Source organism: Variovorax sp. Soil_C_26 (assembly GCF_057657075.1).
This window is the reverse complement of record NZ_JBDGJC010000007.1, coordinates 1-23,198: the sequence shown is the minus strand read 5'-3', so window position 1 is coordinate 23,198 and position 23,198 is coordinate 1. Positions and strand designations below refer to the sequence as shown.

Annotated in this window: 26 protein-coding genes, 3 tRNA genes and 1 pseudogene; 21 read left to right on the top strand and 9 right to left on the bottom strand. The window is 67.7% G+C overall.

Features of this window, described 5'->3' with window-relative positions:
- The first annotated feature begins 6 nt into the window (after positions 1 to 6).
- Positions 7 to 798, top strand: a complete 792-nt coding sequence (locus AC3A6G_RS19825) for a PP2C family protein-serine/threonine phosphatase (RefSeq protein WP_487861357.1) — start codon at positions 7 to 9, stop codon at positions 796 to 798.
- 39 nt (positions 799 to 837) lie between these two features.
- On the opposite strand, the gene AC3A6G_RS19820 is transcribed toward AC3A6G_RS19825, so the two are convergent.
- The 5 genes from AC3A6G_RS19820 to tssA all read right to left on the bottom strand — a co-directional run bounded on the left by AC3A6G_RS19820 (position 838) and on the right by tssA (position 5,984).
- Complete coding sequence (locus AC3A6G_RS19820) at positions 838 to 1,839, bottom strand: hypothetical protein (protein ID WP_487861358.1); 1,002 nt, start codon at positions 1,837 to 1,839, stop codon at positions 838 to 840.
- Positions 1,840 to 2,173: 334 nt separating this feature from the next.
- Positions 2,174 to 2,656, bottom strand: coding sequence for an Hcp family type VI secretion system effector (locus AC3A6G_RS19815; RefSeq protein ID WP_487861359.1), 483 nt, complete (start codon positions 2,654 to 2,656; stop codon positions 2,174 to 2,176).
- Between the two features lie 156 nt (positions 2,657 to 2,812).
- On the bottom strand, positions 2,813 to 4,306 hold the full coding sequence (tssC, locus tag AC3A6G_RS19810) for a type VI secretion system contractile sheath large subunit (protein WP_487861360.1): 1,494 nt from the start codon (positions 4,304 to 4,306) through the stop codon (positions 2,813 to 2,815).
- A gap of 54 nt (positions 4,307 to 4,360) precedes the next feature.
- Entirely contained in the window at positions 4,361 to 4,885 is a 525-nt protein-coding gene (tssB, locus tag AC3A6G_RS19805) for a type VI secretion system contractile sheath small subunit (RefSeq protein WP_487861361.1), read from the bottom strand.
- Between the two features lie 67 nt (positions 4,886 to 4,952).
- A complete protein-coding gene (gene tssA, locus AC3A6G_RS19800) occupies positions 4,953 to 5,984 on the bottom strand; it encodes a type VI secretion system protein TssA (protein WP_487861362.1) in 1,032 nt (343 codons plus the stop codon).
- Between the two features lie 71 nt (positions 5,985 to 6,055).
- Between tssA and tssJ the strand changes: the two genes are divergently transcribed.
- On the top strand, positions 6,056 to 6,568 hold the full coding sequence (gene tssJ, locus AC3A6G_RS19795; protein WP_487861363.1) for a type VI secretion system lipoprotein TssJ: 513 nt from the start codon (positions 6,056 to 6,058) through the stop codon (positions 6,566 to 6,568).
- 9 nt (positions 6,569 to 6,577) lie between these two features.
- Here tssJ and AC3A6G_RS19790 read toward each other — a convergent pair whose 3' ends face one another.
- Both AC3A6G_RS19790 and AC3A6G_RS19785 read right to left on the bottom strand, forming a co-directional pair.
- Complete coding sequence (locus AC3A6G_RS19790) at positions 6,578 to 7,684, bottom strand: type VI secretion system protein (RefSeq protein ID WP_487861364.1); 1,107 nt, start codon at positions 7,682 to 7,684, stop codon at positions 6,578 to 6,580.
- 10 nt (positions 7,685 to 7,694) lie between these two features.
- Entirely contained in the window at positions 7,695 to 9,014 is a 1,320-nt protein-coding gene (locus AC3A6G_RS19785) for a DotU family type IV/VI secretion system protein (protein ID WP_487861365.1), read from the bottom strand.
- A 233-nt stretch (positions 9,015 to 9,247) separates the two neighbouring features.
- Here AC3A6G_RS19785 and AC3A6G_RS19780 point away from each other — a divergent pair, with 233 nt between their 5' ends.
- The 3 genes from AC3A6G_RS19780 (at position 9,248) to AC3A6G_RS19770 (ending at position 10,888) form a co-directional block, all read left to right on the top strand.
- Positions 9,248 to 9,931, top strand: coding sequence for a response regulator (locus AC3A6G_RS19780; protein ID WP_487861366.1), 684 nt, complete (start codon positions 9,248 to 9,250; stop codon positions 9,929 to 9,931).
- Between the two features lie 140 nt (positions 9,932 to 10,071).
- Positions 10,072 to 10,416: a hypothetical protein gene (locus AC3A6G_RS19775; protein ID WP_487861367.1), complete on the top strand. Its 345-nt coding sequence runs from the start codon at positions 10,072 to 10,074 to the stop codon at positions 10,414 to 10,416.
- Positions 10,417 to 10,438: 22 nt separating this feature from the next.
- Positions 10,439 to 10,888 (top strand): hypothetical protein, encoded by a 450-nt coding sequence (locus AC3A6G_RS19770; RefSeq protein WP_487861368.1) that lies wholly within the window; start codon positions 10,439 to 10,441, stop codon positions 10,886 to 10,888.
- A 10-nt stretch (positions 10,889 to 10,898) separates the two neighbouring features.
- On the opposite strand, the gene AC3A6G_RS19765 is transcribed toward AC3A6G_RS19770, so the two are convergent.
- Together AC3A6G_RS19765 and AC3A6G_RS19760 are read right to left on the bottom strand one after the other, a co-directional pair.
- The gene (locus tag AC3A6G_RS19765; protein WP_487861369.1) at positions 10,899 to 11,132 is read right to left on the bottom strand and encodes a hypothetical protein; all 234 of its coding nucleotides are present in this window, start codon (positions 11,130 to 11,132) and stop codon (positions 10,899 to 10,901) included.
- A gap of 28 nt (positions 11,133 to 11,160) precedes the next feature.
- The gene (locus AC3A6G_RS19760; RefSeq protein WP_487861370.1) at positions 11,161 to 11,520 is read right to left on the bottom strand and encodes a translation initiation factor IF-2; all 360 of its coding nucleotides are present in this window, start codon (positions 11,518 to 11,520) and stop codon (positions 11,161 to 11,163) included.
- Positions 11,521 to 11,729: 209 nt separating this feature from the next.
- On the opposite strand from AC3A6G_RS19760, the gene AC3A6G_RS19755 reads away from it, so the two are divergent.
- From AC3A6G_RS19755 to AC3A6G_RS19680, 16 genes and pseudogenes are all read left to right on the top strand, one after another.
- Positions 11,730 to 12,011 carry a hypothetical protein gene (locus tag AC3A6G_RS19755; protein WP_487861371.1) on the top strand — a complete coding sequence of 94 codons (282 nt, stop codon included), beginning with the start codon at positions 11,730 to 11,732 and terminating at the stop codon, positions 12,009 to 12,011.
- A 185-nt stretch (positions 12,012 to 12,196) separates the two neighbouring features.
- Positions 12,197 to 12,679: a ferritin-like domain-containing protein gene (locus tag AC3A6G_RS19750; RefSeq protein WP_487861372.1), complete on the top strand. Its 483-nt coding sequence runs from the start codon at positions 12,197 to 12,199 to the stop codon at positions 12,677 to 12,679.
- Between the two features lie 167 nt (positions 12,680 to 12,846).
- Complete coding sequence (locus AC3A6G_RS19745) at positions 12,847 to 14,634, top strand: alkaline phosphatase D family protein (protein WP_487874400.1); 1,788 nt, start codon at positions 12,847 to 12,849, stop codon at positions 14,632 to 14,634.
- Between the two features lie 83 nt (positions 14,635 to 14,717).
- A complete protein-coding gene (gene gph / locus AC3A6G_RS19740; protein WP_487861374.1) occupies positions 14,718 to 15,446 on the top strand; it encodes a phosphoglycolate phosphatase in 729 nt (242 codons plus the stop codon).
- A gap of 281 nt (positions 15,447 to 15,727) precedes the next feature.
- Positions 15,728 to 17,230 carry an anthranilate synthase component I gene (trpE, locus tag AC3A6G_RS19735; RefSeq protein ID WP_487861375.1) on the top strand — a complete coding sequence of 501 codons (1,503 nt, stop codon included), beginning with the start codon at positions 15,728 to 15,730 and terminating at the stop codon, positions 17,228 to 17,230.
- Positions 17,231 to 17,291: 61 nt separating this feature from the next.
- A complete protein-coding gene (locus tag AC3A6G_RS19730) occupies positions 17,292 to 17,684 on the top strand; it encodes a GxxExxY protein (RefSeq protein ID WP_487861376.1) in 393 nt (130 codons plus the stop codon).
- The gene (locus AC3A6G_RS19725; protein ID WP_487861377.1) at positions 17,681 to 18,265 is read left to right on the top strand and encodes an aminodeoxychorismate/anthranilate synthase component II; all 585 of its coding nucleotides are present in this window, start codon (positions 17,681 to 17,683) and stop codon (positions 18,263 to 18,265) included. The genes AC3A6G_RS19730 and AC3A6G_RS19725 overlap by 4 nt, the downstream gene beginning before the upstream one ends.
- 9 nt (positions 18,266 to 18,274) lie before the next feature.
- Positions 18,275 to 19,336: a low-specificity L-threonine aldolase gene (ltaE, locus tag AC3A6G_RS19720; protein ID WP_487861378.1), complete on the top strand. Its 1,062-nt coding sequence runs from the start codon at positions 18,275 to 18,277 to the stop codon at positions 19,334 to 19,336.
- Positions 19,337 to 19,353: 17 nt separating this feature from the next.
- Entirely contained in the window at positions 19,354 to 20,022 is a 669-nt protein-coding gene (locus tag AC3A6G_RS19715; protein ID WP_487861379.1) for a LysE family translocator, read from the top strand.
- 27 nt (positions 20,023 to 20,049) lie between these two features.
- Positions 20,050 to 21,072 carry an anthranilate phosphoribosyltransferase gene (gene trpD / locus AC3A6G_RS19710; protein WP_487861380.1) on the top strand — a complete coding sequence of 341 codons (1,023 nt, stop codon included), beginning with the start codon at positions 20,050 to 20,052 and terminating at the stop codon, positions 21,070 to 21,072.
- A gap of 29 nt (positions 21,073 to 21,101) precedes the next feature.
- A complete protein-coding gene (gene trpC, locus AC3A6G_RS19705) occupies positions 21,102 to 21,902 on the top strand; it encodes an indole-3-glycerol phosphate synthase TrpC (RefSeq protein WP_487861381.1) in 801 nt (266 codons plus the stop codon).
- Positions 21,899 to 22,621, top strand: coding sequence for a uracil-DNA glycosylase (locus tag AC3A6G_RS19700; RefSeq protein WP_487861382.1), 723 nt, complete (start codon positions 21,899 to 21,901; stop codon positions 22,619 to 22,621). The genes trpC and AC3A6G_RS19700 overlap by 4 nt, the downstream gene beginning before the upstream one ends.
- Positions 22,622 to 22,713: 92 nt before the next feature.
- Positions 22,714 to 22,799: transfer RNA gene (locus AC3A6G_RS19695), tRNA-Tyr, on the top strand.
- 65 nt (positions 22,800 to 22,864) lie between these two features.
- Positions 22,865 to 22,938 (top strand) — tRNA-Gly (locus AC3A6G_RS19690).
- A 39-nt stretch (positions 22,939 to 22,977) separates the two neighbouring features.
- A tRNA-Thr gene (locus AC3A6G_RS19685) sits at positions 22,978 to 23,052 on the top strand.
- Between the two features lie 74 nt (positions 23,053 to 23,126).
- Positions 23,127 to 23,198, top strand: a pseudogene (locus AC3A6G_RS19680) (GTP-binding protein); the annotation flags it as partial.

The window sequence follows — 23,198 nt, the reverse complement described above, 5'->3', positions numbered from 1 at the left end:
ATCCGCTTGGAAATCGAAATCGTCACGCTGTCCCGCCAGGGCGGCCGCAGCTACAACGAAGACGTGCATGGCCATTGGCACGACGAGCGCTTTGTCGCCTGCCTGGTGGCCGATGGCGCGGGCGGACACGGCGGCGGCGACGTGGCGGCGGCCACGGTGCGCGCGAGCGTGCTCGGTGCGTTCTCGGCCGGACCGAGCCTCGATGCGGGCGTGCTGCGCATCCTGGTGGAGCAGGCCAACCGCGACGTGGTGGCGCGCCAGGCCGAGGGCGGCAAGCTCGCGGGCATGCGCTCGACCGTCGTGTTCGCGGCCATCGACCTCGAGGACCATGCGCTCGCCTGGGTGCACAGCGGCGACAGCCGCGCCTACCTGTTTCGCGGCGGCGCCATCGTCGCGCGCACCACCGACCACAGCCTGGTACAACAGATGGTGGCGGGCGGCATGCTCGACGAGGAAGGCGCGCGGCTGCATCCGCAGCGCAACATGCTGCTGTCGGCGCTGGGCTCGCTCGAGGAGGCGCCCGACATCGCGGTGTCCGACCGCATGCGGCTGCAGCCTGGGGATGTGCTGCTCTTGTGCAGTGACGGCGTCTGGGAGCCGCTCGGCGACGAATGCCTGGTCGAAACCCTGCATGCCTCGCGCACCCCAAGCCAGTGGACCGAGCAGCTCGACGGCCAGATCAAGGCGCGCGCCAAGCCCGGCCATGACAACTACACGGCGCTGACGCTGTGGGTGATCGCCGATGCAGAAGACGACGAGGCCACGCGGCTCATGGCGGAGCCGGTGGCCTCGGAGTGAGTAGCGCGCGCCGGCGTTGCATGCCGGCGCTCGCTGCGGTCAGGGCGCCTTGGCGTTCAGTTCGACCTTCACCAGGCCCGACGGGCCGAACCATGCGCTGGCAGTGCGGGTTTCGAGAGTCTCCGGCTTTGCGCTATAGATGTACATGTCGGCGCGACGAACCACGATGTTGACCTTGCACGCCTTCGCATACGTGATCTCGCCAACCTTCACGTCCTCACGGCCGGCGTTGGTCAAGGTAAGTTCCTTGACGCCAGTCCTGAAGTTCGTGGGGAACGGACTCGATCCCCTGGCGCGGCGTTCCAGCATGAGCAGTGTTGTCGGCGCGTCGGCGTTGAAGATCGACAGGGATGGCATGGCGGGGGTCAAGTCTGGAATCGACAGGCCGCCATAGTTATTGAGCATCTCCGACCTCGCGCCGTCCGGCAGAATGTACGTGTTGTTACCCCACGTGGTCAGGCCACTCAGCCACTCCCAGTTAGGCTCCGAGCCCAGAGTACCCCACGAAAAGCTGGCTGTGCCATCTTTGATCTTTGCACTCAGCTGCGCCAGCGTCAGGTTGGCGTAGGTGTAGGCGTATCGCCGATTCCCCCAGACATCGTCGGCCGAGTAAGTCGTAGCGCCAACCGGCAGCAAAGGCGCATCGGCCAGCATGTGAAGCGAATGGCGCGACTCGCGGCCCGCCATGCGCTCGAACACGCTGCGGACACTCAGCGACGGAAAGGATTGCCCCTCGAAGGCCTTCGGCCCTTCGTTGGTCAATGTGGCAACGCCCAGCGGCAGCGGAATGCCGAGCGTCGTCGAGACGCTGACCGCGACCTCCATGCCTTCACCCGGCATCGCCAGGCAAGCGGGAAGCTCTTCCGGAGCTGGGGCTGGAGCCGGAGTCGGCGTGCCTGAATCGGGCGGCGCGGGAGCAGGGACGCCCGCGACTGGAAACGGGAAACCGCCACCGCCTCCACCCCCACCGCCGCAGCCGGCGACCAGCGCGCCGAACGCCAGATAAAAAAAGCTCGACCTCAACCGATAACTGCACGTCATGACCGTTCTCCCTGTGTTGCAAACCTTGTGTATTCACCTGAGCCAGTTCGGCCGGTGCCGTTCGCATCGGGCCCGGTCTCTTCTTGCGCGAGGCAAGGGAGACGGTGACGCGAGGCGGCCGGTCATTCTGTGAGGGCACGAGCTTGGGACCCAGGAACTAGTTCACGAGGCGGGTGGCAACCACTAAGCTCCACTTTACGAGTGCGGCAAGAATGTGAACCAGTGCGGCGCGCATGATCACGCTGATCGGCGAAGAGCCAGAAAAAACGGCGGCCCGGTGTCAACCAGGCCGCCGTCGGCGAACTCATAAAGGGGGGCCAAAGCCCCCCAATCGTCAGACCTTCTTGTTCGCAGCGATGTCCCAGCCGGTTTCCTTCACGCCGTCGCCCGAGCCGTCCGACTTCTGCGGCGTGTACTCGTACTTGAACTTCGAGAAATTCAGCGTGATGGTCTCGGCCAGGCGGTCTTCGCCGCCGCTGCCGCCGGTGCTGATGGCGGTCACGAGGATGTCTTCCATCGTGAGCTTGATGTATTCGAGCGGTGTGGCCCCGGCCTTGCGCACGGTGAGCACGCCCTTCTTGATGTGCTGGCCGTTGCAGCAGTCGAGCAGCAGCAGGTGCGACGCGGAGTCGACGTACTTGGTGAACGAGAGGTCCTGCACGTTGACCTTGCCGGCGCCCGAGCCGCCGCCGACGTGGCCGGTGCCCGACTGGCTGGCGCCCCAGCTCCACGAGAGCACGTCGATCTCCTTCTTGTGTCCGTCGTCCTTGGATTCGCCGTCGACGCCTTCGAGCTTCAAAAACATGTCTGCAGCCATGATGCTTACCTTTCAGTTGTGTGAGTCAGTGGTGGTCTAGATGAAGGGGCTTCCGTGCGTCGCTTCAGCGTGGGTGCCCGGGAGCTGTCTTGAGAACGAGCGAGCAGGCTTTTTTTCAAAGGCCGCGCGCCTGTTTTCTTTTCTCTTCTCTTCTCTTTATTTGCCGCCCTTCGCGGACGGCAGCTTTGACACCAGCCGCAGCGAGACCGTGAGGCCTTCGAGCTGGTAGTGCGGGCGCAGGAAGAACTTGGAGCTGTAGTAGCCGGGGTTGCCCTCGACCTCCTCGACGACCACCTCGGCGGCCGCGAGCGGCTTGCGCGCCTTGGTCTCCTCGGACGAGTTGACGGGGTCGCCGTCGACGTAGTTCATGATCCATTTGTTGAGCCAGCGCTCCATGTCGCTCTTCTCCTTGAAGCTGCCGACCTTGTCGCGCACGATGCACTTCAGGTAGTGCGCGAAGCGGTTGCAGGCGAACAGGTAGGGCAGGCGCGCGGCCAGGTTGGCGTTGGCGGTGGCGTCGGGGTCGTCGTACTCTGCCGGCTTGTGCAGCGACTGCGCGCCGATGAAGGCCGCGAAGTCCGAGTTCTTGCGGTGGATCAGCGAGAGCAGGCCGGCCTTCGACAGCTCGGCCTCGCGCCGGTCGCTGATCGCGATCTCGGTCGGGCACTTCTGGTCCACGCCGCCGTCGTCGCTCGGGAAGGTGTGCAGCGGCAGGTTCTCGACCGCGCCGCCCGACTCGATGCCGCGGATGCGCGAACCCCAGCCGTAGAGCTTGTACGAGCGGTTGATGTTGGTGGCCATCGCATAGGCGGCATTGGCCCAGGCGTACTTGCTGTGGTCGGCGCCGGCCACGTCTTCCTCGAAGTCGAACTCCTCCACCGGGTTGGTGTTGGCGCCATACGGCGTGCGCGCCAGAAAGCGCGGCATGCACAGGCCGAGGTACTTGGAGTCGTCCGACTCGCGCAGCGTGCGCCAGCCGGCGTATTCGGGGGTCTGGAAGATCTTGGTCAGGTCGCGCGGATTGGCGAGCTCCTGCCACGATTCCATCTGCATCAGGTTGGGGCTCGCGCCGGTGATGAAGGGCGCATGCGCCGAGGCGGCGATCTTCGCCATCTCGCCGAGCATCTCCACGTCGGGCGGGCTCTGGTCGAAGTGGTAGTCGCCCACGAGCGCGCCGAAGGGCTCGCCGCCGAACTGGCCGTATTCCTGTTCGTAGACCTTCTTGAACATCGGGCTCTGGTCCCAGGCGGCGCCCTTGAACTTCTTCAGCGTCTTGGCGAGCTCCTGCTTGGAGATGTCCATCACGCGAATCTTCAGGTGCTCGTCGGTCTCGGTGTTGTTGACCATGTAGTGCAGGCCGCGCCATGCACTCTCGAGCTTCTGGTAGTCGGGGTGGTGAATGACCTTGTTGACCTGGTCGGTCAGCTTGGCGTCGATCGCGGCGATCATGGCCTGGATCGACTTGGTGACGTCCTTGCCGATGACGGTGGTATTGACCAGCGCCTGCTGGGCCAGCGTGAGCACGGCGGCTTCGACCGCGCTCTTGGCTTCATCGCTGCGCGGCTTGAATTCTTTCTGCAGCAGCGACGAAAAGTCGCTGCCCGCATAGGCGACGTCTTTCAACGCGCTCTGTTCGAGTGCTTCGGCCATGGTGGGTTACTCCTCGTGAACCGGGTGTGCGGAAATGGAAAAAAAGGGGTGTCGTCAGGCGGCGGGCGGCGACGTGGCGGCGTCGTCGACGGGCTTCTGGGTGGCCGCGAGCGACTGCAAGAGCGCCGGGTCCTCGAGCACCTTGGCCAGCAGTTCCTCGGCGCCGTTCTTGCCGTCCATGTAGGTGACGAGGTTCGACAGCTGGGTGCGTGCCTCGAGCAGCTTGCTGAGCGCACCGACCTTGCGGGCCACGGCGGCGGGCGAGAAGTCGTCCATGCTCTCGAAGGTCAGCTCTACCTTGAGCTCGCCTTCGCCGGTCAGCGAGTTCTCGACGGCGAAGGCCGCACGCGGCTTCATCGCCTTCATGCGCGAGTCGAAGTTGTCGACGTCGAACTCGAGGAACTTGCGGTCGGCCACGGGCGCCAGCGGATCGGCGGGCTTGCCCGACAGGTCGGCCAGCACGCCCATGACGAAGGGCAGCTGGATCTTCTTCTCGGCGCCGTAGAGTTCGACGTCGTACTCGATCTGGACCCGGGGCGCCCGGTTTCTGGCGATGAATTTCTGACTGCTCTTGGCCATGGAGATGCTCCTTGCGGGTGTGAATGGGGCGGGTCGATGGAAAAACGAAAACTCTGAATGGAGAGGCTTATTCGGACGCCCGCTTGCCCGTCACCGTCTCGATGGTGTCGAGCGCGTTGGGCGCGAGGTTGGCCATGATCTCGAGGAAGCTCACGCCGATGAGCTTCTTGGCGCGTTCGATCAGGAGCGGCGCCGGATTGCCCGGTTCGGTCTGCTCGAGATAGCGGATCACGCGGTCGAGCATCTGCAGTGCGTCCTGCCGGCTCTGGATCTCGCCGCGCGCGGCGGCCATGCGCGGCGCGTTGCCTGCGGCCTGCGCTTCGTCGCCTGCGGCGGCGTCCCCGGCCTGCGCGTCATCGGGCACACCGCTCGCAAGGCTGCAGGCCTTCTGCAGCATGCGCGCGATGCCGCGCAGTGCGCCCAAGTCGATCGCGTCGGCGCGCCCGGTGCGCTCCACCAGCAGGGCCTGCAGCTGCTCGACCTGCGCCGTCGTGCCGATGGCGGCCTGCAGCAGCTCGGGCCGTTCGGCCTGCAGGGCTTCGAGACCGCCCTGGATCTGCGACATCGAATAGGTGGGGTCGCCGCCCACGCCCAGGGCGTTGTTCGCGATCGCGACGTCGCGCACGCGGATCGGACCGACGCCCGCGGCGACGCCGACCTGCGCCTCGTAGAGATCGCGCAGCACCATGTTCTCGTCGGACAGCGGCGCCAGCGCATTGAGGCGCATGGTGGGATCGTTGCCGTCGTCGGCATCGAGCATTGGATGTATGCCGTCCCAGAAGCGGTCGAGCAGGCCGATCAACAGCTGGAGCCCCGCGGCGAAGCCAACGACGCCCTGCAGGCGCGTTGCGGCGCGCAGCAGCAGCACCGCGGCGCGCACGTCCTTGCTGCGGCGCAGGATGGCGTCGGACTGTTCGGCCACTTCGCGCCATTCCGGCTCCACCGCGGGGATCACGGTGTCGCCGAACTGCTGCTCGGGCTTGCCCTGCGACGCGGCCGAGAGCGCTGTGAAGGCCGCGTCGTATTCGAGATCGTCGCCGCACGGCGATGCCTCGCCGATGGGCGTGAGCAGGGCTTCGACAAGTTCGTTGGTCAGCATGTTGCCTGTTCGAGTTGGCTGGTGATAATCAAAGATGCCTCCAAACCGGTCAATGCAACGAAGGGAATAGCATGCGCACGCTGGGTACACGCCATTCGTCCTATGGACGCTCTCTTGCTGCGGGTTCGCGGCGCCTGGTGCTGGCCTGCGGCCTGGCATGCGCGGGTGTGCTGCTGGCCGGTTGCGCGCCCAAGCCCGTCGTCACGACCGTGTCGATCAACCTGGCCGCAGCGGCCGATGCCAACCCCGATGCGCGCGGCCGCGCCTCGCCGCTGACGGTGCGCGTCTACGTGCTCAAGTCGCCGGGTCCGTTCGAGAGTGCCGACTTCTTCTCGCTGTTCGAGAAAGACCAGGCCACGCTCGGTGCCGAACTCGTGCAGCGCGAAGAAGTGCTGCTGCGTCCCGGCGAGAGCAAAAAGCTCGATCTCACGCTGCCGGCCGATGCCAAGGCCATCGGCGTGATGGCCGCGTTCCGCGACCTCGACCGCGCACGCTGGCGCGAAGTGCGCCCTGTGCAGACCGGCAAGGCGCAGGCCTTCGACGTGAACTTCGGCGCGCGCGCGATCCGCATCGACACCAAGTAGGCCGCGCCGTCAGGGCGGCGCGCCCGACGGCGTGCGGCCCGGCCGCACCAGCGGCTGGTCGGCCGGCAGGAAGCGCTCGAACAGTTCGTTCACGAAGGCGCCGCCGGTCGCCTCGGACCCAGCGGCCGTGAAGTACAGGCCGCGCCAGCGCGGCTTGCGCGAACCGCGTGCGTAGGGCCCGAACAGCACGTCGGCCACCTGGCGCAGCCCGGGTTGCAGCGCACGCACCGCCTCCGTGAATTCATGCACCGCAAGACGGCCCGTCGGTCCGGGCTGTTCGCGCAGCAGCGCCATGCGCAGCGCATGCAGCTGTTGCACGAAGGGACCGAACACGGCATCGAGCCGCGCGGCCGCCGTTTCGCCCGATGCGATCGGCTCGGCCATGCGATGGCCGATGGCCTGGGCCAGCACCTCGGGGGGGAGTGCGCCGCGCAGCGTGGCATAGCCGGGCAGGCGCTCGAGGCCGGTCACCACCAGGTAGACCGGCATCTGCAGTCGCAGCATGTCGCCCGCTTCGTCGAGCATGCGGCGCATGCGTGTCGCGAGCGGCTTGGCCTGGTCGCCGTTCGCGTCGCGCAGCGCGCTGGCCGCCATGCACACCACCACGCCATGCAGCGGAATGCGCTCGCGCCGCTCGGCCAGCGCCAGCAGCGCATGAAGCCACAGCGCGCGTGCGTGCGGCGTGGTGGCCGCCTCGCCGACCGCGCTCGGATGCAGCGCAATGGCGGCCATCGAGCGGCCGAGCCACCAGCGCCAGTACGGTTCGCCGAGCGACTCGCCGCCCGGGGGCTGCACGCATTCGGCGCGCGCGGTCGAGAGCAGGGACGGCAGGTCGGCCTGCGCATCGCCGGCGAAGAGAAACCACGGTACCGCCGCGTCGCGCGGGCGCAGCATCTGGCGCGCCTGCGACATGGCCTCGCGCGTGGCTCCGAAGGCCGCCTCGTCGTCTTCTGCGCCAGGCGGCCCGAGCGCCGCGATGCGCCGCTTGAGCGCCCGGCGCCGCGCGCCGCGCCCGGCATCACGCACCACGGCGTAGAGCAGCCCGAAGCCGCCCAGGCACAGCGCGAGCAGCAGCCAGAACAGGTGGGCCGGCGAGAGAAGATCCGTGGGGGGCATGGCGATGGCCTCAGCGCGCGACGGTCTGGAGCGCCGCCAGGTCGGCGATCAGCCGCTCGCCGCCGCGGTTGGCCGCGAGCGCTTCGCGCAGGCGCAACAGGTAGTCCGAGGCCAGTTCGAATGGCGGCCGATCGGCGGTCTCGGGGAACGGCGCGGGCGACGAGATCACGGTGACCAGCACGCTGCCGAACGGCGGGCCCACGAGCCAGCTCGACGGGATGTCGGTGCCGAGCACCAGCCCCGCGCCCCCTCGCAGCCGCGTGGCGGCCGGGCCGGCATTGAGGTGCATCACCGCCCCGTCGGCGGTGTAGTAGTCGACCCACACATAGCTGTCGTGGCTCGGCGCGCGGATCTCCACACGCACGCCGTCGCCTTCGCGCAGCCGCTGCGCGTGGGCCGTGGGCGACTGCACCCCCAGCCCGTGGGCCTTGTCGCGGTTGCGCTGCTGGTAGGGCTTGAGGATCGCGAACACCTCGCATTGCGGCCAGGCGCGCAACGCGATGTCGAACGAGGCGGCGCCGGCACCCGGCATCGCGGCCACCTCGCGTTCGATGCGCGCCAGGTCCGCGGGCAGCGAGACGAAGCCGCTCACGCGCAGGCTGCCGTTTGGGCCGGCGCTCGCCGCCAGGTCGGCGCAGGCATAGCCTTGCAGGTGCTGCTCGATGCGCTGGGCCAGCCCCGGCTCGCGCGCGGGTGGCCCTGCGAGCCACATCCACCAAAGCAGGTAGGCAAGCGGCAGCAGCAGCGCGAGCGCGCCGCTCGCGCGCAGCAGCGCCCGGTCGCGCCGCCGCATGTCCGGCGGGCCGCGCGGATCGGGCACGCCGTAGGGCTGGGGCGTGATGCGGTCCTGCACCAGGCTGCCGAGCGCCAGCGGGCCGTGCCGCAGCTGCCGGCCATGCAGGTCCTTGAGCTTGCCGAGTTCGCCGCGGTCGCCGCTTTCGAAGTAGTACTGGCCCTTGAAGCCGAGCACCAGCGCATGCCAGTAGACCTCGCGCAGCTCGTCGTCATCGGGCCCGAGTGCGGAAAGGTGATGGAAGAACTCGCTCGCGGCGTTATTGGAATTGAACAGCTCTACCTGGAGCGGTACCGCGCCCAGGCCGTCGGGGTGCCGCGCCAGGATCTCGTCGATCCATGCCACCATCGCGAAGGCGGCCGATTCGATCTGCGGCTGCGGCTTGCCCACCGCGCTGGCGCGTGCCGCATCGAGCAGGCGATGGGCCTGCTGCCGGGCCGCCGCACGCGACGGCTCGGCGCGGCCGGCGGCGATCGATGCATCGAGGGCGAGGCCGAAGGAAACGAAGGCGGAGAAGCAGTCGAGCAACCGGGCCATGAACTGCGCCCGATCACCGCGGCCGCATCGGGAGGGATGCCTTGCACCGGCGTCTGCTGCTGTGGCACATGCCCATGTCCCCTTCGAATGAACGCCGATTCTTCCAAAGGAGGCGAGAGCGGCGCCATACCGCTTGGGGCCTATGCCGTTCGTGGAGCGGTACAGCCTTGCTGCGCGGGGCATTCGCCGGTATCTTCGGCATCCGCTGAATTCACCGCACGCTGGGACATGCCATGAAAATTTTGATCGCCGACGACCACCGGCTCGTCATCGAGGCGGTCAAGGCCAAGTTGGCCGAGCTCGAACCCGGCATCGAGTTCGTCCTGGCGATGAGCGTCGACGAACTGCTCGCGAGCGCGACCGACGAGCTCGACCTGGCCGTGATCGACCTCAACATGCCCGGGGCCGACGGCCAGGCCCACATCGACGAGATCCGCCGCCGCCATCCGGCCGTGCCGGTCATCGTGCTGTCCGGCTATGAAGACCCCGCCATCATGCGCAGCGCGCTCGAGCGCGGCGTGCTCGGCTTCATCCCGAAGGCCTATTCGCCCGAGGTGATGCTGTCGGCGGTGCGGCTGGTGCTCGCGGGCGGCGTCTACGTGCCGCAGATGATGCTGGCGGCGCTGCCGCCCGGCATCGTGGCCGGCGTGGCGCCCAACGCGGCAGGCGAGCCGCGCACCGCGGCTGCTTCCTCCTCGCAGACGCTCGAGCACCTGCGCAGCGTGCTCACCGAGCGGCAGGTCGAGGTGCTGCAGCTGCTCTCGCAGGGCAAGCCGAACAAGCTCATCGGCCGCAGCCTCGGCATCAGCGAGGGCACGGTCAAGATCCATCTGGCAGCGATCTTCCGCGCGCTCAACGTGCGCAATCGCACCGAGGCGGTGGTGGCCGCGCAGGCGCTCACCGAAGCGCAGGCCTGAGCCGCGCCACCGAGTCCGGTCCGGCGCCCAAACCGCAATCTCGGCCGATGACGGCGGCCCGGATGCGCGCCTTTCCTACGCAGCCGCACGCCGCCGGTGCGCAGCCTGAAGTCTTCTCAACGAACCCATCGAAGGAAGACATGGCCACGAGCAGCATCCTGGGCGGCGCGCGTCCGCCAGAGGAACCAAAGGGCACCGACATCGACAGCCTGGGCCCGAGCGATACCAGCGACAGCGGAAGCGACGTGCGCATCGCGCGCGAACGCACCGCACTTCCCGACGACGCGGCCGAGGGGGCGATCCCGGTCGCGCACGACAGCAGCACCGACGCCGCCGGCACGGGCGAGCGCGCCTCTGCCGATTCGCCCGCGCCGCAGGACGATGCGGACATCCTGCCCGACAGCATGGCCGAGGCCGGCGAGCTGGCGGACACGGACGAAGGCGATCCGGTGGACGCCGACGAAGACGAAGACGACCGCAGCTGAGGCGCCGCTGGTGCGGAACACCATGCAAGCCCATCTGGAATGTGTGCTCCAGAGCCTGCAGCAACTGGCCTATGCGCGCATCGTGCGCGAGTTTCATCGCGCCTGGAACGCGCAGGTGGACCCCGCGGCCGCCGAGGGCGGGAGCCGCGAGGCGCACTGCCGCGTGCTGCGCTGCGAGCAGGCGCTAGCGGGCCTGCGGCTGCTGATCCACGACCCGGGCCAGATCGCGCAGATCAAGGTGGCGCGTGCGCTCTACCTGCGCATGCTGCTCGAAAGCGCGCCGATGCGCCTGCAGGGCTGGAGCGACAGCGACAACCTGGACGACATGCCGAAGTCGCACCTGTTCGAGTGGATCGCGTACGACTTCGAGCGCCTCGAGCTGGCAGAGCTCGAAGGCGCGATGACGCCGGGCGAAGCCGCCTCGTACGCGCAGGCGCTCGACGCGCGCGCCAGCAGCCTGCGCGAGGAATAGGAGCGGCTTCTCAGCTCCGTCCGAGCACGATCGCGCCCGAACTGATGTAGCGGTCGAATTCGATCTTCGGGATCGCCGCGGTGAGCGATTGGCCCTCTTCCGACCAGGTGAGCACGACGCTGTCGTCGGCCACCATCGCCTGGCAGTCGCCCTCGGGGATCGTCAGTCCCGGGCCATCGCCGGCGCGGAATTCAACCGGACCAGCGATGCGGGCGTCGATCTGCTGCGGGGTGGAGGTGGTCATGGGCCTTGTTCCTTGGTGGCGGTGCCGGTCATTGTGGAGCAGGGGGCGCATGGCGGTTGCTGCCGTCGCTGCGCTGCTGCTTGCTGGGATCGCCGTCGCGCGAGGGCGCGATGCCGCCGGGGGTGGCCGACGAAGGCGGCCGGGAGGTCCGCGTGCGGGCGCTGGCCGGGCCCTTGTCGGCGCCGAGCTTGCCCTGGTCCATCGAACCGCGGGCCTGTTCGGGCGGGCGGGTGGCGGGGGCCTTTTCCGCGTCGCTGCTGGGCGGCGTGACGGTGCCCTTGGGGTTGCCCGCCGGTTGGGCCGCGGCGCCCAGCGACACCAGCGCGGCGGCTGCCAGCCCGTAGCGCAGGCTGCGGGCACCAAAGTGTGTGAAAAATTCGTTGGCCATCGGTGAGGTCCTCGAAAGAAAACAGGGAAATATGCAAGCCAGATGTGTTTGTCGCCGATCCAGGCGATGCGCTTGTAGGCAGGAACAGCATTCCGGCGCCGGTGGCGCGCCTGCCCGCGCGCGAACTCGAATGCCCCGAAGACGGGCCGCATTCCTACGCCGGAGCGCCATTGCCGGGGTCACGGTGGTTTTTTCGAAAGGAATCGAGCGTGACCAGATCCACCCCAACGGCGCACAGTAGCGCGCCCGGCACGGCCCCCGCCTATGGCGAGCAGATGCCCGCGCAGCGCAGCATGAAGCGCGAAGCCAAGACCGCGGCGGAGAACGAGAACGAAAACGACGACCCGGTGGGGCCGAATAACGGCCCCGCAATCACGCCGCAGAAAAAGCCGCCCCGCCCGGGCGATGCGGGCGTCGGCGAGACCGACAACCACGGCAGTTCGCCGTACAGCCAGCCCGGATTGCCCGAAAAGCCCGTGCGCGACGAGTGACTGCCGGCGCCTGTGCGGCGCTGCTCGAAGAACGCTTACACCCGACGTCAGGCGACGCCGACATAGGTGCTCGGGCATGCGGCCACCATGGGTGGCTGACCCGGCGCAGGCGCAGTGCCGGGAGTTTTTAATTTTTCCCAACTGCCTCGTCTTCCCGAGGCCAACGAATGAAGGAGTTTCCAGACATGGCCAACTACACGAACACTGCCGACACCGCGAACGCCGAAAACGTCGTCGAGGTGCTGAACGACCTGCTCGAGAACTCGCGCGACGGCGAATACGGCTTCCGCGCCTGCGCCGAGGAGGTCGAATCGCCGCAGCTCAAACAGGTCTTCCAGAACCGGTCGGCCGACTGCGCGCGCGCGGCCGGCGAACTGGTCCAGCTCATCCGCCGCTTCGGCGGCTCGCCCGACGACGGCGGCACGGTGAGCGGCGCGATGCACCGCGGCTGGGTGCATGTGAAGGGCTCGGTGGGTGCCAACAGCGCGCTCTCGATGCTCGAGGAGTGCGAACGCGGCGAGGACGCGGCAGTGGCGCGCTACCGCAAAGCCCTGAAGGAAGACCTGCCCGCCGACGTGCGCGCGGTGATCCAGCAGCATGCCGATGGTGCCCAGCGCAACCACGACGAGATCAAGCGGCTGCGCGACGAGCTGCGTGCAAGTAAGTAAGCAGGCAGGCCGGTAGGCAAGCAACGCCCAGCGGCTTGGCTACCGGCTGACACGCGCATAGGTACAAACCTACGCCGAAAGCAAAGTCTTCTCCTTCAGTGGCGCCGCCGCCGGGCGGCGATCGAGGCGTGCCGTGCGTCTCACCCTCGGCGGATCAGGAGACAGCCATGCGCGCTCGGAAAGAGAAGAAGAACGACGAGGCAATCCAGATTGCCGATGACGGCGGCGGCACAGATCCCCAGCAAGTCCTGACCGGCACCACCCGACGCTCGCTCATACGCAGCGCCGTGCTGTTCGCGATGTTCTCCGCCAGCGGGGTGAGCCTGACCGCTTGTGGCGGTGGTGGTGGTGGTGGCGGCGGCGGCATCGGAGGGGGCATCGGCGGAGGCGGCGGCAGTCCGCCGGAGAGCACCGGCCCGGTGTTCAAGCACGGCGTCGCCAGCGGCGACCCGCTGTCGGACCGGGTGATGCTCTGGACCCGTGTGACGGCGCCCGCACCGGGCACCCTGAACGTCGAATGGCAAGTTGCGAGCGACGAGCGCTTCGGCGTCATCGTTGCGCGCGGTGCGCTGAGCGCCGGACCCGAGCGCGACTACACGGTCAAGGTGGACGCCTCCGGGCTCCAGCCGGCCAGCACCTATTTCTATCGCTTCCTGGTGGGCAGCGAGAGCTCACCCATCGGCCGCACCCGAACGCTGCCGGTGGGTGGCGTATCGCAGGCCAAGTTGGCGGTAGTGTCCTGCTCCAACTTTCCGAGCGGCTATTTCAATGTCTATGCCGGCATTGCCAAGCGCACCGATATCGATGTGGTTCTGCACCTGGGCGACTACATCTACGAGTACGGCCCGGTGGGGTATGCGTCGCAGCTTGCGATCGCCATCGACCGCGAGTCGGCACCCGCCCACGAGCTATTGACGCTGGCGGACTATCGCCAGCGCCATGCGCAATACCGCACCGACGGCGACCTGCGCGCGCTGCATGCGCGGTTTCCCATGATTGCCGTGTGGGACGACCACGACTTGGCCGACAACGCGTGGTCGGGCGGCGCCGCCAACCACGACGAAGCAGACGAAGGCAGCTTTGCGGCGCGGCGCGCGGCGGCCGTGCAGGCCTACCACGAGTGGTTGCCGACGCGGCTGCCCGACCCGGCGAATCCGCTGCTGATCTATCGCTCGTTCGACATCGGCACGCTGGCTTCGCTGCACATGCTCGACACCCGGCTGATCGGCCGCGAGCGGCAGCTCACGATCGACCAGTACCTGGCCGGCGAGGCGGACGCCCCCACGCGGCAACTGCTGGGCCAGCCGCAGGTGGATTGGCTGTCTGCGCGCATGGCCGCGTCGGCCGGTACCTGGCAGGTGCTGGGCCAGCAGGTGCTGATGATGCGCATGACCATTCCCCTGAGCATTGCGACCGACTTCGACGCCGAGACGCTGGCCGCCTACGTAGCCGCAAAGGCGCTTCCGGACTCAGAGCGCAGCGACAGCCAGAGGGCCTTGCTCGCCCAGCAGAATGTGCCCTACAACATGGACGCTTGGGACGGCTACCCGGCCGCGCGCGACACCGTGCTCGCCATGGCGCGCAATCAAGGCAAGAACCTGGTCTCTCTGGCAGGGGATACGCACAACGCGTGGGCCGGCAACCTCACCGATGCCTCGGGGCAGCGGGCGGGCGTGGAATTCGGAACGTCGTCGGTGTCGTCGCCCGGCTTCGAGCGAGCGTTGCCGCTGATTGCCAACGACCTGCTGTCCGACGGCTTCCTGCGCATGGTCGAAGACCTGCGCTACGCCGAAACCAGCAAGCGCGGCTATGCCATTCTGACCCTGAAACCGGGCGAAGCGCGCTGTGAGTACGTCGAGATCAGCACGGTGCTGAGCCGCGACTATTCGGCGAGAACGGCCGCCACGCTGCGCGCGTTGCCGGGCACCGGCAACCTCGAGGTGCTTGCCGCCTGAGGGTAGTCCGGGCCGAGCGCGGGGCCGGGTTGCCGTGCCGCCGCGGGTAGCATGGCGCCTCTTTTCGCAACCGCTGAAACGTCTTGAACTCCTTTCGCTTCGATTGCACCCGCTTCGACGCGGCCATCGTCGATCTCGACGGCACGATGGTCGACACCCTGGGCGACTTCGCGGTGTCGCTCAACCACATGCTCGGAGACCTTTCGCTGCCGCCCATCGCGCCGGCCGCGATCGAGCGCATGGTCGGCAAGGGGTCGGAGCATCTGATCCATTCCGCGCTCGCGCATGTGCTGGCCATGCCAGGCAGCGCCTTCGCCGGCGACGGCGCAGACGCACTGCATGCGCGCGCCCAGGCGCTGTTCGAGCGCGCCTGGACGCGTTACCAGCACCACTACCTTGCCATCAACGGGCAGCATTCGTCGCTGTACCCGGGCGTGCGCGAGGGCCTCGAAGCGCTGCGCGCGCGCGGGCTGCGCCTCGTGTGCCTCACGAACAAGCCGGGCGCGTTCGCGAAACCTTTGCTGGCCGCCAAGGGGCTCGACGGGTTCTTCGAATTCGCCTTCGGCGGCGACGCCTTCGAGCGCAAGAAGCCCGATCCGCTGCCGCTCTTGAAGGCCTGCGAGGCGCTGGGCACGCTGCCGTCGCGCACGCTGATGATCGGCGACTCGAGCAACGACGCGAAGGCGGCCCGTGCTGCCGGCTGTCCCGTGGTGCTCGTCACCTACGGCTACAACCATGGCGAACCGGTGCGCGCGGTCGATGCCGACGGCTTCGTCGATTCGCTGGCCGAACTCGGCCGCGCGGCGGGCTGAGCGGCGCAACTTCGGGGGAACCCTCAAATCGCGGGCCATTGCATGTTGCGGCGTTTTCGTGGGCTAAACTCCGCGTTCCATGTTCGTTCATCACGTCATTCAATCAGGTGAAGGCAGCCGGGGAGCCTGGCCCTGGCGTCGCCATACATCGCTGCCTGTTTGATTGGCACGGCGCACGCCGTGCGCCCGCGGTTCCGGTGCAGCACAGCACCAGGCCATGAATGTGAATGACCTTGCCCCGGCCGAGAGAGCGCGCCGGCCGGCAACTGGAGAACGAATCCGTGATCACCGAACTTGAATTCAAGAGCCTCAGCGCCCAGGGCTACAACCGAATTCCGCTGATGGCCGAGGCCTTTGCCGACCTCGAAACCCCGCTGTCCCTCTATCTCAAGCTGGCCCATTCCCAGGGCGGCGGCAAGCACAGCTTCCTGCTCGAGTCGGTGGTCGGCGGCGAGCGCTTCGGGCGCTACAGCTTCATCGGCCTGCCGGCACGCACCCTGCTGCGCGCGAGCGGCTTCGGCGCCGAGGCCGTGACCGAAGTGGTCACCGACGGCCGCGTGGTCGAAACGGCCGCCGGCAATCCGCTGGACTTCGTCGCGCAGTACCAGAAGCGCTTCAAGGTGGCGCTCCGGCCGGGGCTGCCGCGCTTCTGCGGCGGGCTCGCGGGCTACTTCGGCTACGACACCGTGCGCCACATCGAACGCAAGCTCGAGAAGAGCTGCCCGCCCGACGCGCTCGGCTGCCCCGACATCCTGTTGCTGCAGTGCGAGGAACTGGCCGTCATCGACAACCTCTCGGGCAAGCTCTACCTGATCGTCTATGCCGATCCGGGGCAGCCCGAGGCTTATGCCGCTGCCAAGCGCCGGCTGCGCGAGCTGAAGGAAAAGCTCAAGTACTCTGTGAGCGCGCCGGTCGTGAAGCCGACGCAGGCGCATCCGCCCGAACGCAGCTTCGCCAAGGCCGACTACCTCGCGGCCGTCGAGCGCGCGAAGGAAATGATCGCCGCAGGCGACTTCATGCAGGTTCAGGTGGGCCAGCGCATCAGCAAGCGCTACACCGAGTCGCCGCTGTCGCTGTACCGTGCGCTGCGCTCGCTCAATCCGTCGCCCTACATGTACTACTACGACCTCGGCGACTTCCACGTGGTGGGCGCGTCGCCCGAGATCCTGGTGCGGCAGGAAAACACCGCCGACGGCGAACAGAAGATCACCATCCGCCCGCTGGCCGGCACGCGGCCGCGCGGCGCCTCGCTCGAACTCGACAAGGCCGCCGAGCAGGAGCTCATCAACGACCCGAAGGAGCGCGCCGAGCACGTCATGCTGATCGACCTCGCGCGCAACGACATCGGCCGCATCGCGAAGACCGGCACCGTGAAGGTGACCGAGGCCTTCGCGGTCGAGCGCTACAGCCACGTGATGCACATCGTGAGCAACGTCGAAGGCACGCTGGCCGACGGCATGACCGCCATCGACGTGCTCAAGGCCACGTTCCCCGCGGGCACATTGACCGGTGCGCCCAAGGTGCATGCGATGGAACTCATCGACCAGCTCGAGCCGACCAAGCGCGGCCTCTATGGCGGCGCCTGCGGCTACATCAGCTATGCGGGCGACATGGACGTGGCGATCGCGATCCGCACCGGCATCGTGAAGGACCAGATGCTGCACGTGCAGGCCGCGGCCGGCGTGGTGGCCGACTCGGTGCCCGAGCTGGAATGGAAGGAAACGGAAGCCAAGGCGCGCGCGCTGCTGCGTGCGGCCGAACTGGTCGAGGAAGGCCTGGAATGAGCGCAGCGCCGGGCCGCCCCAAGCAAGCTCGCACCGCAGTGCGCAGCACGGAGGTACTACGATGAATTCCGCACCCGATACACAGAACGATTTTTCGCACGAGATCATCGGCGCCGCCGTCGAGGTGCAGCGCGTGCTCGGCACGGGGCTCGACGAGAGCGCCTACGCCGCGGCGCTGGCCATCGAGCTGGCCGAGCGCGAGATCGGCTTCACGCGCGACGTGGCCTTGTCCGCGAGCTACAAGGGCCGCTCGCTCGGCGAGGTGTACCGCGCGGGCTTCGTGATCGAGCAGTCGGTCATCGTCGAGCTCAAGGCGGTCGACGTGCTGACCGACCTGCATCGCGCGCAGGTGCTTGCAGCGCTGCGCCTGTCGGGCCTGAAGCTGGGCCTTCTGATCAACTTCAACGTGTTCCCCGTCGTCAAGGGCGTGCACAGGATTGTGGGCAAGCCATGAAATTGCTGATGATCGACAACTACGACAGCTTCACCTACAACATCGTCCAGTACTTCGGCGAGCTGGGTGCGGACGTGCAGGTGCATCGCAACGACGAGATCACCGTCGCGCAGATCGGCGAACTGATCGCCGCCGGCGTGACGCGGCTCGTGGTGTCGCCCGGGCCGTGCTCGCCGGCAGAGGCGGGCGTTTCGGTGGCGGCCATCACCGAGTTCGCGGGCAAGCTGCCGATCCTGGGCGTGTGCCTCGGCCACCAGGCCATCGGCGCCGCCTTCGGCGGCAAGATCGTGCGCGCGCAGCAGCTCATGCACGGCAAGACCAGCGAGATCACGACCACGCGCGAAGGCGTGTTCGCGGGGCTGCCCGAGAAGTTCACCGTCAACCGGTACCACTCGCTGTCGATCGAGCGCGACAGCTGCCCGAAGGCCCTGGCGGTCACTGCGTGGACCGATGACGGCGAGATCATGGGCGTGCGGCACACCGGCTTTGCGCATGAGGTGCGCATCGAAGGCGTGCAGTTCCATCCCGAATCGATCCTCACCGAGCATGGCCACGCGATGCTCAAGAACTTTCTGAACTGACCGACCGCCATGACAGCAGACCGCTCCTCCGTCGTCGACCTGCGCAGCGACACCGTCACGCAACCCACGCCGGCGATGCGCGAGGCGATGCTGGCGGCGCCGCTCGGCGACGACGTGTTCGGCACCGACCCGAGCATGAATGCGCTGCAGGAGAAGATCGCCGCGCTGCTGGGTTTTGAGGCGGCGCTGTTCGTGCCGACCGGCACGCAGAGCAACCTCTGCGCGATTCTTTCGCATTGCGGCCGGGGCGACGAGTACATCGTCGGCCAGCAGGCGCACAGCTACCGCTGGGAAGGCGGCGGCGCCGCGGTGTTCGGCAGCGTGCAGCCGCAGCCGCTCGACCATGCGCCCGACGGCACGCTGCCGCTCGCGCAGATCGAGGCCGCCATCAAGCCCGACGACGCGCACTTCGCGCGCACGCGCCTGCTGGCGCTGGAGAACACGCTGGGCGGCAAGCTGCTGCCGTTCGACTACGTGCAGGCCGCGACCGACCTCGCGAAAGACAAGGGCCTGCAGCGGCACCTCGACGGCGCGCGGCTTTTCAACGCCGCCACGGCGCAGGCCGCGCAGCACGGGCGCAGCGACATCCGCGCCGAAGCCCGCCGCATCGCGCAGTGCTTCGACAGCGTGTCGGTCTGTTTCAGCAAGGGCCTGGGCGCACCCGTCGGGTCGGCGCTGGTGGGGTCGCGCGCGTTCATCGCGCGCGCGCACCGCATCCGCAAGATGGCGGGCGGCGGCATGCGCCAGGCGGGGCTGCTCGCGGCCGCCGCATCGCACGCGCTCGACCATCACGTCGACCGGCTCGCCGACGACCATGCACTGGCGCGGCGCCTGGCCGAGGGGCTCGAAGGCATCGAGGGCCTCAAGGTCGAAGCGCCGCACACCAACATCGTCTTCGTCGACCTCACGGGCGCAGCCCAGGCACGGTCGGCCGAACTGCTCGCGCACCTCAACAGCCAGGGCATCCTTGCGACGGGGCTCTACCGGCTGCGCTTCGTGACGCACCTCGACGTCGATGCGGCCGGCGTCGATCGCGCCGTGGCCGCCATCCGCGGTTTCTTCAAGGCCTGAATCCTCGGGAGCCAGCGATGCCCGATCTTCCCCACCTGCTCGCCTTCATCGCCGCCGGCTGGCTGCTGAACCTGACGCCGGGGCCGGACGTGCTCTACATCGTGAGCCACTCGCTGCGTTCGGGCGTGCGCGCTGGCATCGTCGGCGGGCTCGGCATTCTGGCGGGCTGCTTCGTGCATGTGTTCGCAGCGGCGGTGGGCGTCGGCACGCTGCTCGCCACCTCGGCGGCGGCTTTCACGGTGCTCAAGTACGCCGGCGCGGCCTACCTGCTCTATCTCGGCGTGCGCATGGTGCTGTCGCGCGCGAGGCCGCCCGCCGCACTGGGCCAGGTGCCCGCCGCCGCCTCTACAGGCGCAGAACGCAGCCTTCGGCAGATCTTTCTGGGCGGCTTCTGGACCAACGTGCTGAACCCGAAAGTCGCGCTGTTCTTCCTCGCCTTCGTGCCGCAGTTCATCGCGCCCGGCGCGGAGAACAAGGCGCTTTCCTTCGTGCTGCTCGGCGTACTGTTCATCTTCAATTCGGCGCCGATCGTCATCGGCTGGGCCGCCGCGGCGGGATGGATGGCACGCCGCGGCGCCGTGCAGAAGGGCATGCACTGGCTCGACCGGGTCGCGGGCGCGCTGTTCATCGGCTTCGGCCTCAAGCTCGCTTTCACGGACGCGCCGGCCAGCCGCGTCGGCGCCTGACGACAACAAACATCGAGGAGACTGTTCATGATCACCCCCCAGGAAGCGCTCCAGCGCACCATCGAGCACCGCGAGGTGTTCCACGACGAGATGCTGCACATCGTGCGGCTCATCATGAGCGGCGAATGCTCGCCGGTGATGATGGCGGCGCTGGTCACGGGCCTGCGCGTCAAGAAGGAAACCATCGGCGAGATCACCGCCGCGGCTCAGGTGATGCGCGAAGTCTCGACGAAGGTGCCGGTGAAGGACACCACGCACCTGGTCGACATCGTCGGCACCGGCGGCGACGGCTCGCACACCTTCAACATCTCGACGTGTTCGATGTTCGTTGCGGCCGCGGCGGGCGCCAAGGTCAGCAAGCACGGCGGGCGCAGCGTGTCGAGCAAGTCGGGCAGCGCCGACGTGCTCGAGTCGCTGGGCATCAACATCAACCTCCAGCCCGAGCAGATCGCGCGCTCCATCGAGGCCTGCGGCATCGGCTTCATGTTCGCGCCCAACCACCATCCGGCGATGAAGAACGTCGCGCCGGTGCGCAAGGAGCTCGGCATCAAGACCATCTTCAACATCCTCGGGCCGCTGACCAACCCGGCGGGCGCGCCGAACATCCTGATGGGCGTGTTCCACCCCGACCTCGTGGGCATCCAGGTGCGGGCGCTGCAGCGCCTGGGCACCGAGCATGCGATGGTGGTCTATGGCCGCGACGGCATGGACGAGATCTCGCTCGGCGCCGCGACCATGGTCGGCGAACTCAAGGGCGGCGAGATCCGCGAATACGAGCTGCACCCCGAAGACTTCGGCTTCCAGATGTCGAGCAACCGCGCGCTGCGCGTGGAAACGCCCGAGCAATCGAAGGCGATGCTGATCGGCGTGCTCGAGAACCAGGCGGGCCCGGCGCTCGATATCGTGCTGCTCAACGCCGGCGCGGCGCTGTATGCAGCTGGCGTGGCCGATTCAATGGCCGCGGGCATCGAGCGCGCGCGCGAAGCGGTGGTGTCCGGCAAGGCGCGGGCCAAGCTCGACGAGTTGGTCCGGATCTCGACTGCGGTCTGACGCGGCAACAACAGGCAGGAACACAGAACATGTCCGACATTCTCGACAAGATCGTTGCGGTCAAGCACCAGGAAGTGGCCGCGGCCCAGAAGAGAAGCCCGCTCGAGGCCGTGCGCTTCGACGCCGAAAGCCGCGTGCTGACGCGCGATTTCGAAGGCGCGCTGCGCGCCAGGATCGCCGCGGGGCAGGCGGCCGTGATCGCCGAGGTCAAGAAGGCCAGCCCGAGCAAGGGCGTGCTGCGCGAAGACTTCATTCCGGCCGACATCGCGCAGAGTTACGCCGAGGGCGACGGCGAGATCCGCGCCGCCTGCCTCTCGGTGCTGACCGACCGGCAGTTCTTTCAGGGCGGCATCGACTACCTGAAGCAGGCCCGCGCCTCGTGCGACTTGCCGGTGCTGCGCAAGGACTTCATCGTCGACGCCTACCAGGTGTACGAATCGCGCGCGATCGGCGCCGATGCGATCCTGTTGATCGCAGCCTGCCTCGACGACGTGCAGATGACCGACTTCGAGGCCATTGCGCGGGGCCTCGGCATGGCGGTGCTGGTCGAGGTGCACGATGCGGCCGAGCTCGAGCGCGCGCTCAAGCTCAAGACGCCGCTCATTGGCGTGAACAACCGCAACCTGCGCAATTTCGAAGTGTCGATCCAGGCCACCATCGACCTGCTGCCCGGGCTGCCGGCCGACCGGCTGGCCGTCACCGAATCGGGCATCGCCACGCGCGAGGACGTGGCCACCCTGCGGGCGGCCGGTGTCCATGCCTTCCTCGTCGGCGAGGCCTTCATGCGTGCCAAGGAACCCGGCGAGGCGCTCGCTGCACTGTTCCAATGAACCGGCCCGATCAGCTGTCCGGCGGCGATCCGGCCGAATGGCCCGTCGCGCCGGGCTGGCAGCCGCTGGTCGACGATTTCTTCGGCGGCATCGTCGGCCAGAAGCTGCGCAGCTTCCTGCGCGAGCGGCTCGATGCGGGCGCGGTGATCTTTCCGCCGCAGCCGCTGCGGGCGCTCGAACTCACGCCGCCGGAGGACGTGCGCGTCGTCATCCTCGGGCAGGACCCGTACCACGGGCGCGGCCAAGCCGAGGGGCTGGCGTTCTCGGTCGCGTCGGGCGTGCCGCTGCCGCCGTCGCTGCGCAACATCTTCAAGGAACTCCAGCGCGACCTCGGCACGCCACCGCCGCCTTTTCCCGACCCGGGTGGCAGCCTCGTGAAATGGGCTACGCACGGCGTACTGCTGCTCAACACCTGCCTGACGGTGGAAGAGGGGCAGCCGGCCAGCCACGCCGGGCGCGGCTGGGAGGCGCTGACCGACGCCGTGATCCGCCATGTTTCGGCGGGTCCCAAGCCCGTCGTTTTCATGCTTTGGGGTGCACATGCCCAATCTAAGCGCGCGTTGATCGACGTTGGGCGGCATAAGGTGCTGATGGCGAATCACCCGTCGCCGCTGTCGGCGCTGCGGCCGCCCGTGCCGTTCATCGGCTGTGGGCACTTCGGCGAAGCGCGTGCCTGGCGGCTCGCGCACGAAGAAGAGGGTGGTGAAGTTCGCGGATAATGCGGCAGGTTTCTCGCCTCGAACGGTTTCCTGCTTCTTCTCGGGGCGGGTTCTGCGTAGTCACAAAATCGTGCTATATTTCGAGGTTCGCCGGAGAGGTGGCCGAGTGGTTAATGGCAGCAGACTGTAAATCTGCCCTCTAACGAGTACGCTGGTTCGAATCCAGCCCTCTCCACCAGCGATGAATTTGGTTTCTAAGAGCGATTGGATCTAGCGCTTTGGGTGCCTTGGAGTGCCCTCGATGCGGGAGTAGTTCAATGGTAGAACCCCAGCCTTCCAAGCTGATGACGCGGGTTCGATTCCCGTCTCCCGCTCCAGAGACCCGGTTCGGCGCCGGAAGCGATTGGTTAGCAAAAGCCCTTTTGGCTCAGTGGTAGAGCACTCCCTTGGTAAGGGAGAGGTCGCGGGTCCGATTCCCGCAAAGGGCACCAGTTTTTTGAGGGTTGCAACGGCCGGTTTGCATCCCATCTGCATACGTTGAAATCGTTCTTTTCGGAGTCGAAAAATGGCAAAAGGTAAATTCACCCGCACCAAGCCGCACGTGAACGTGGGCACGATCGGTCACGTCGACCACGGC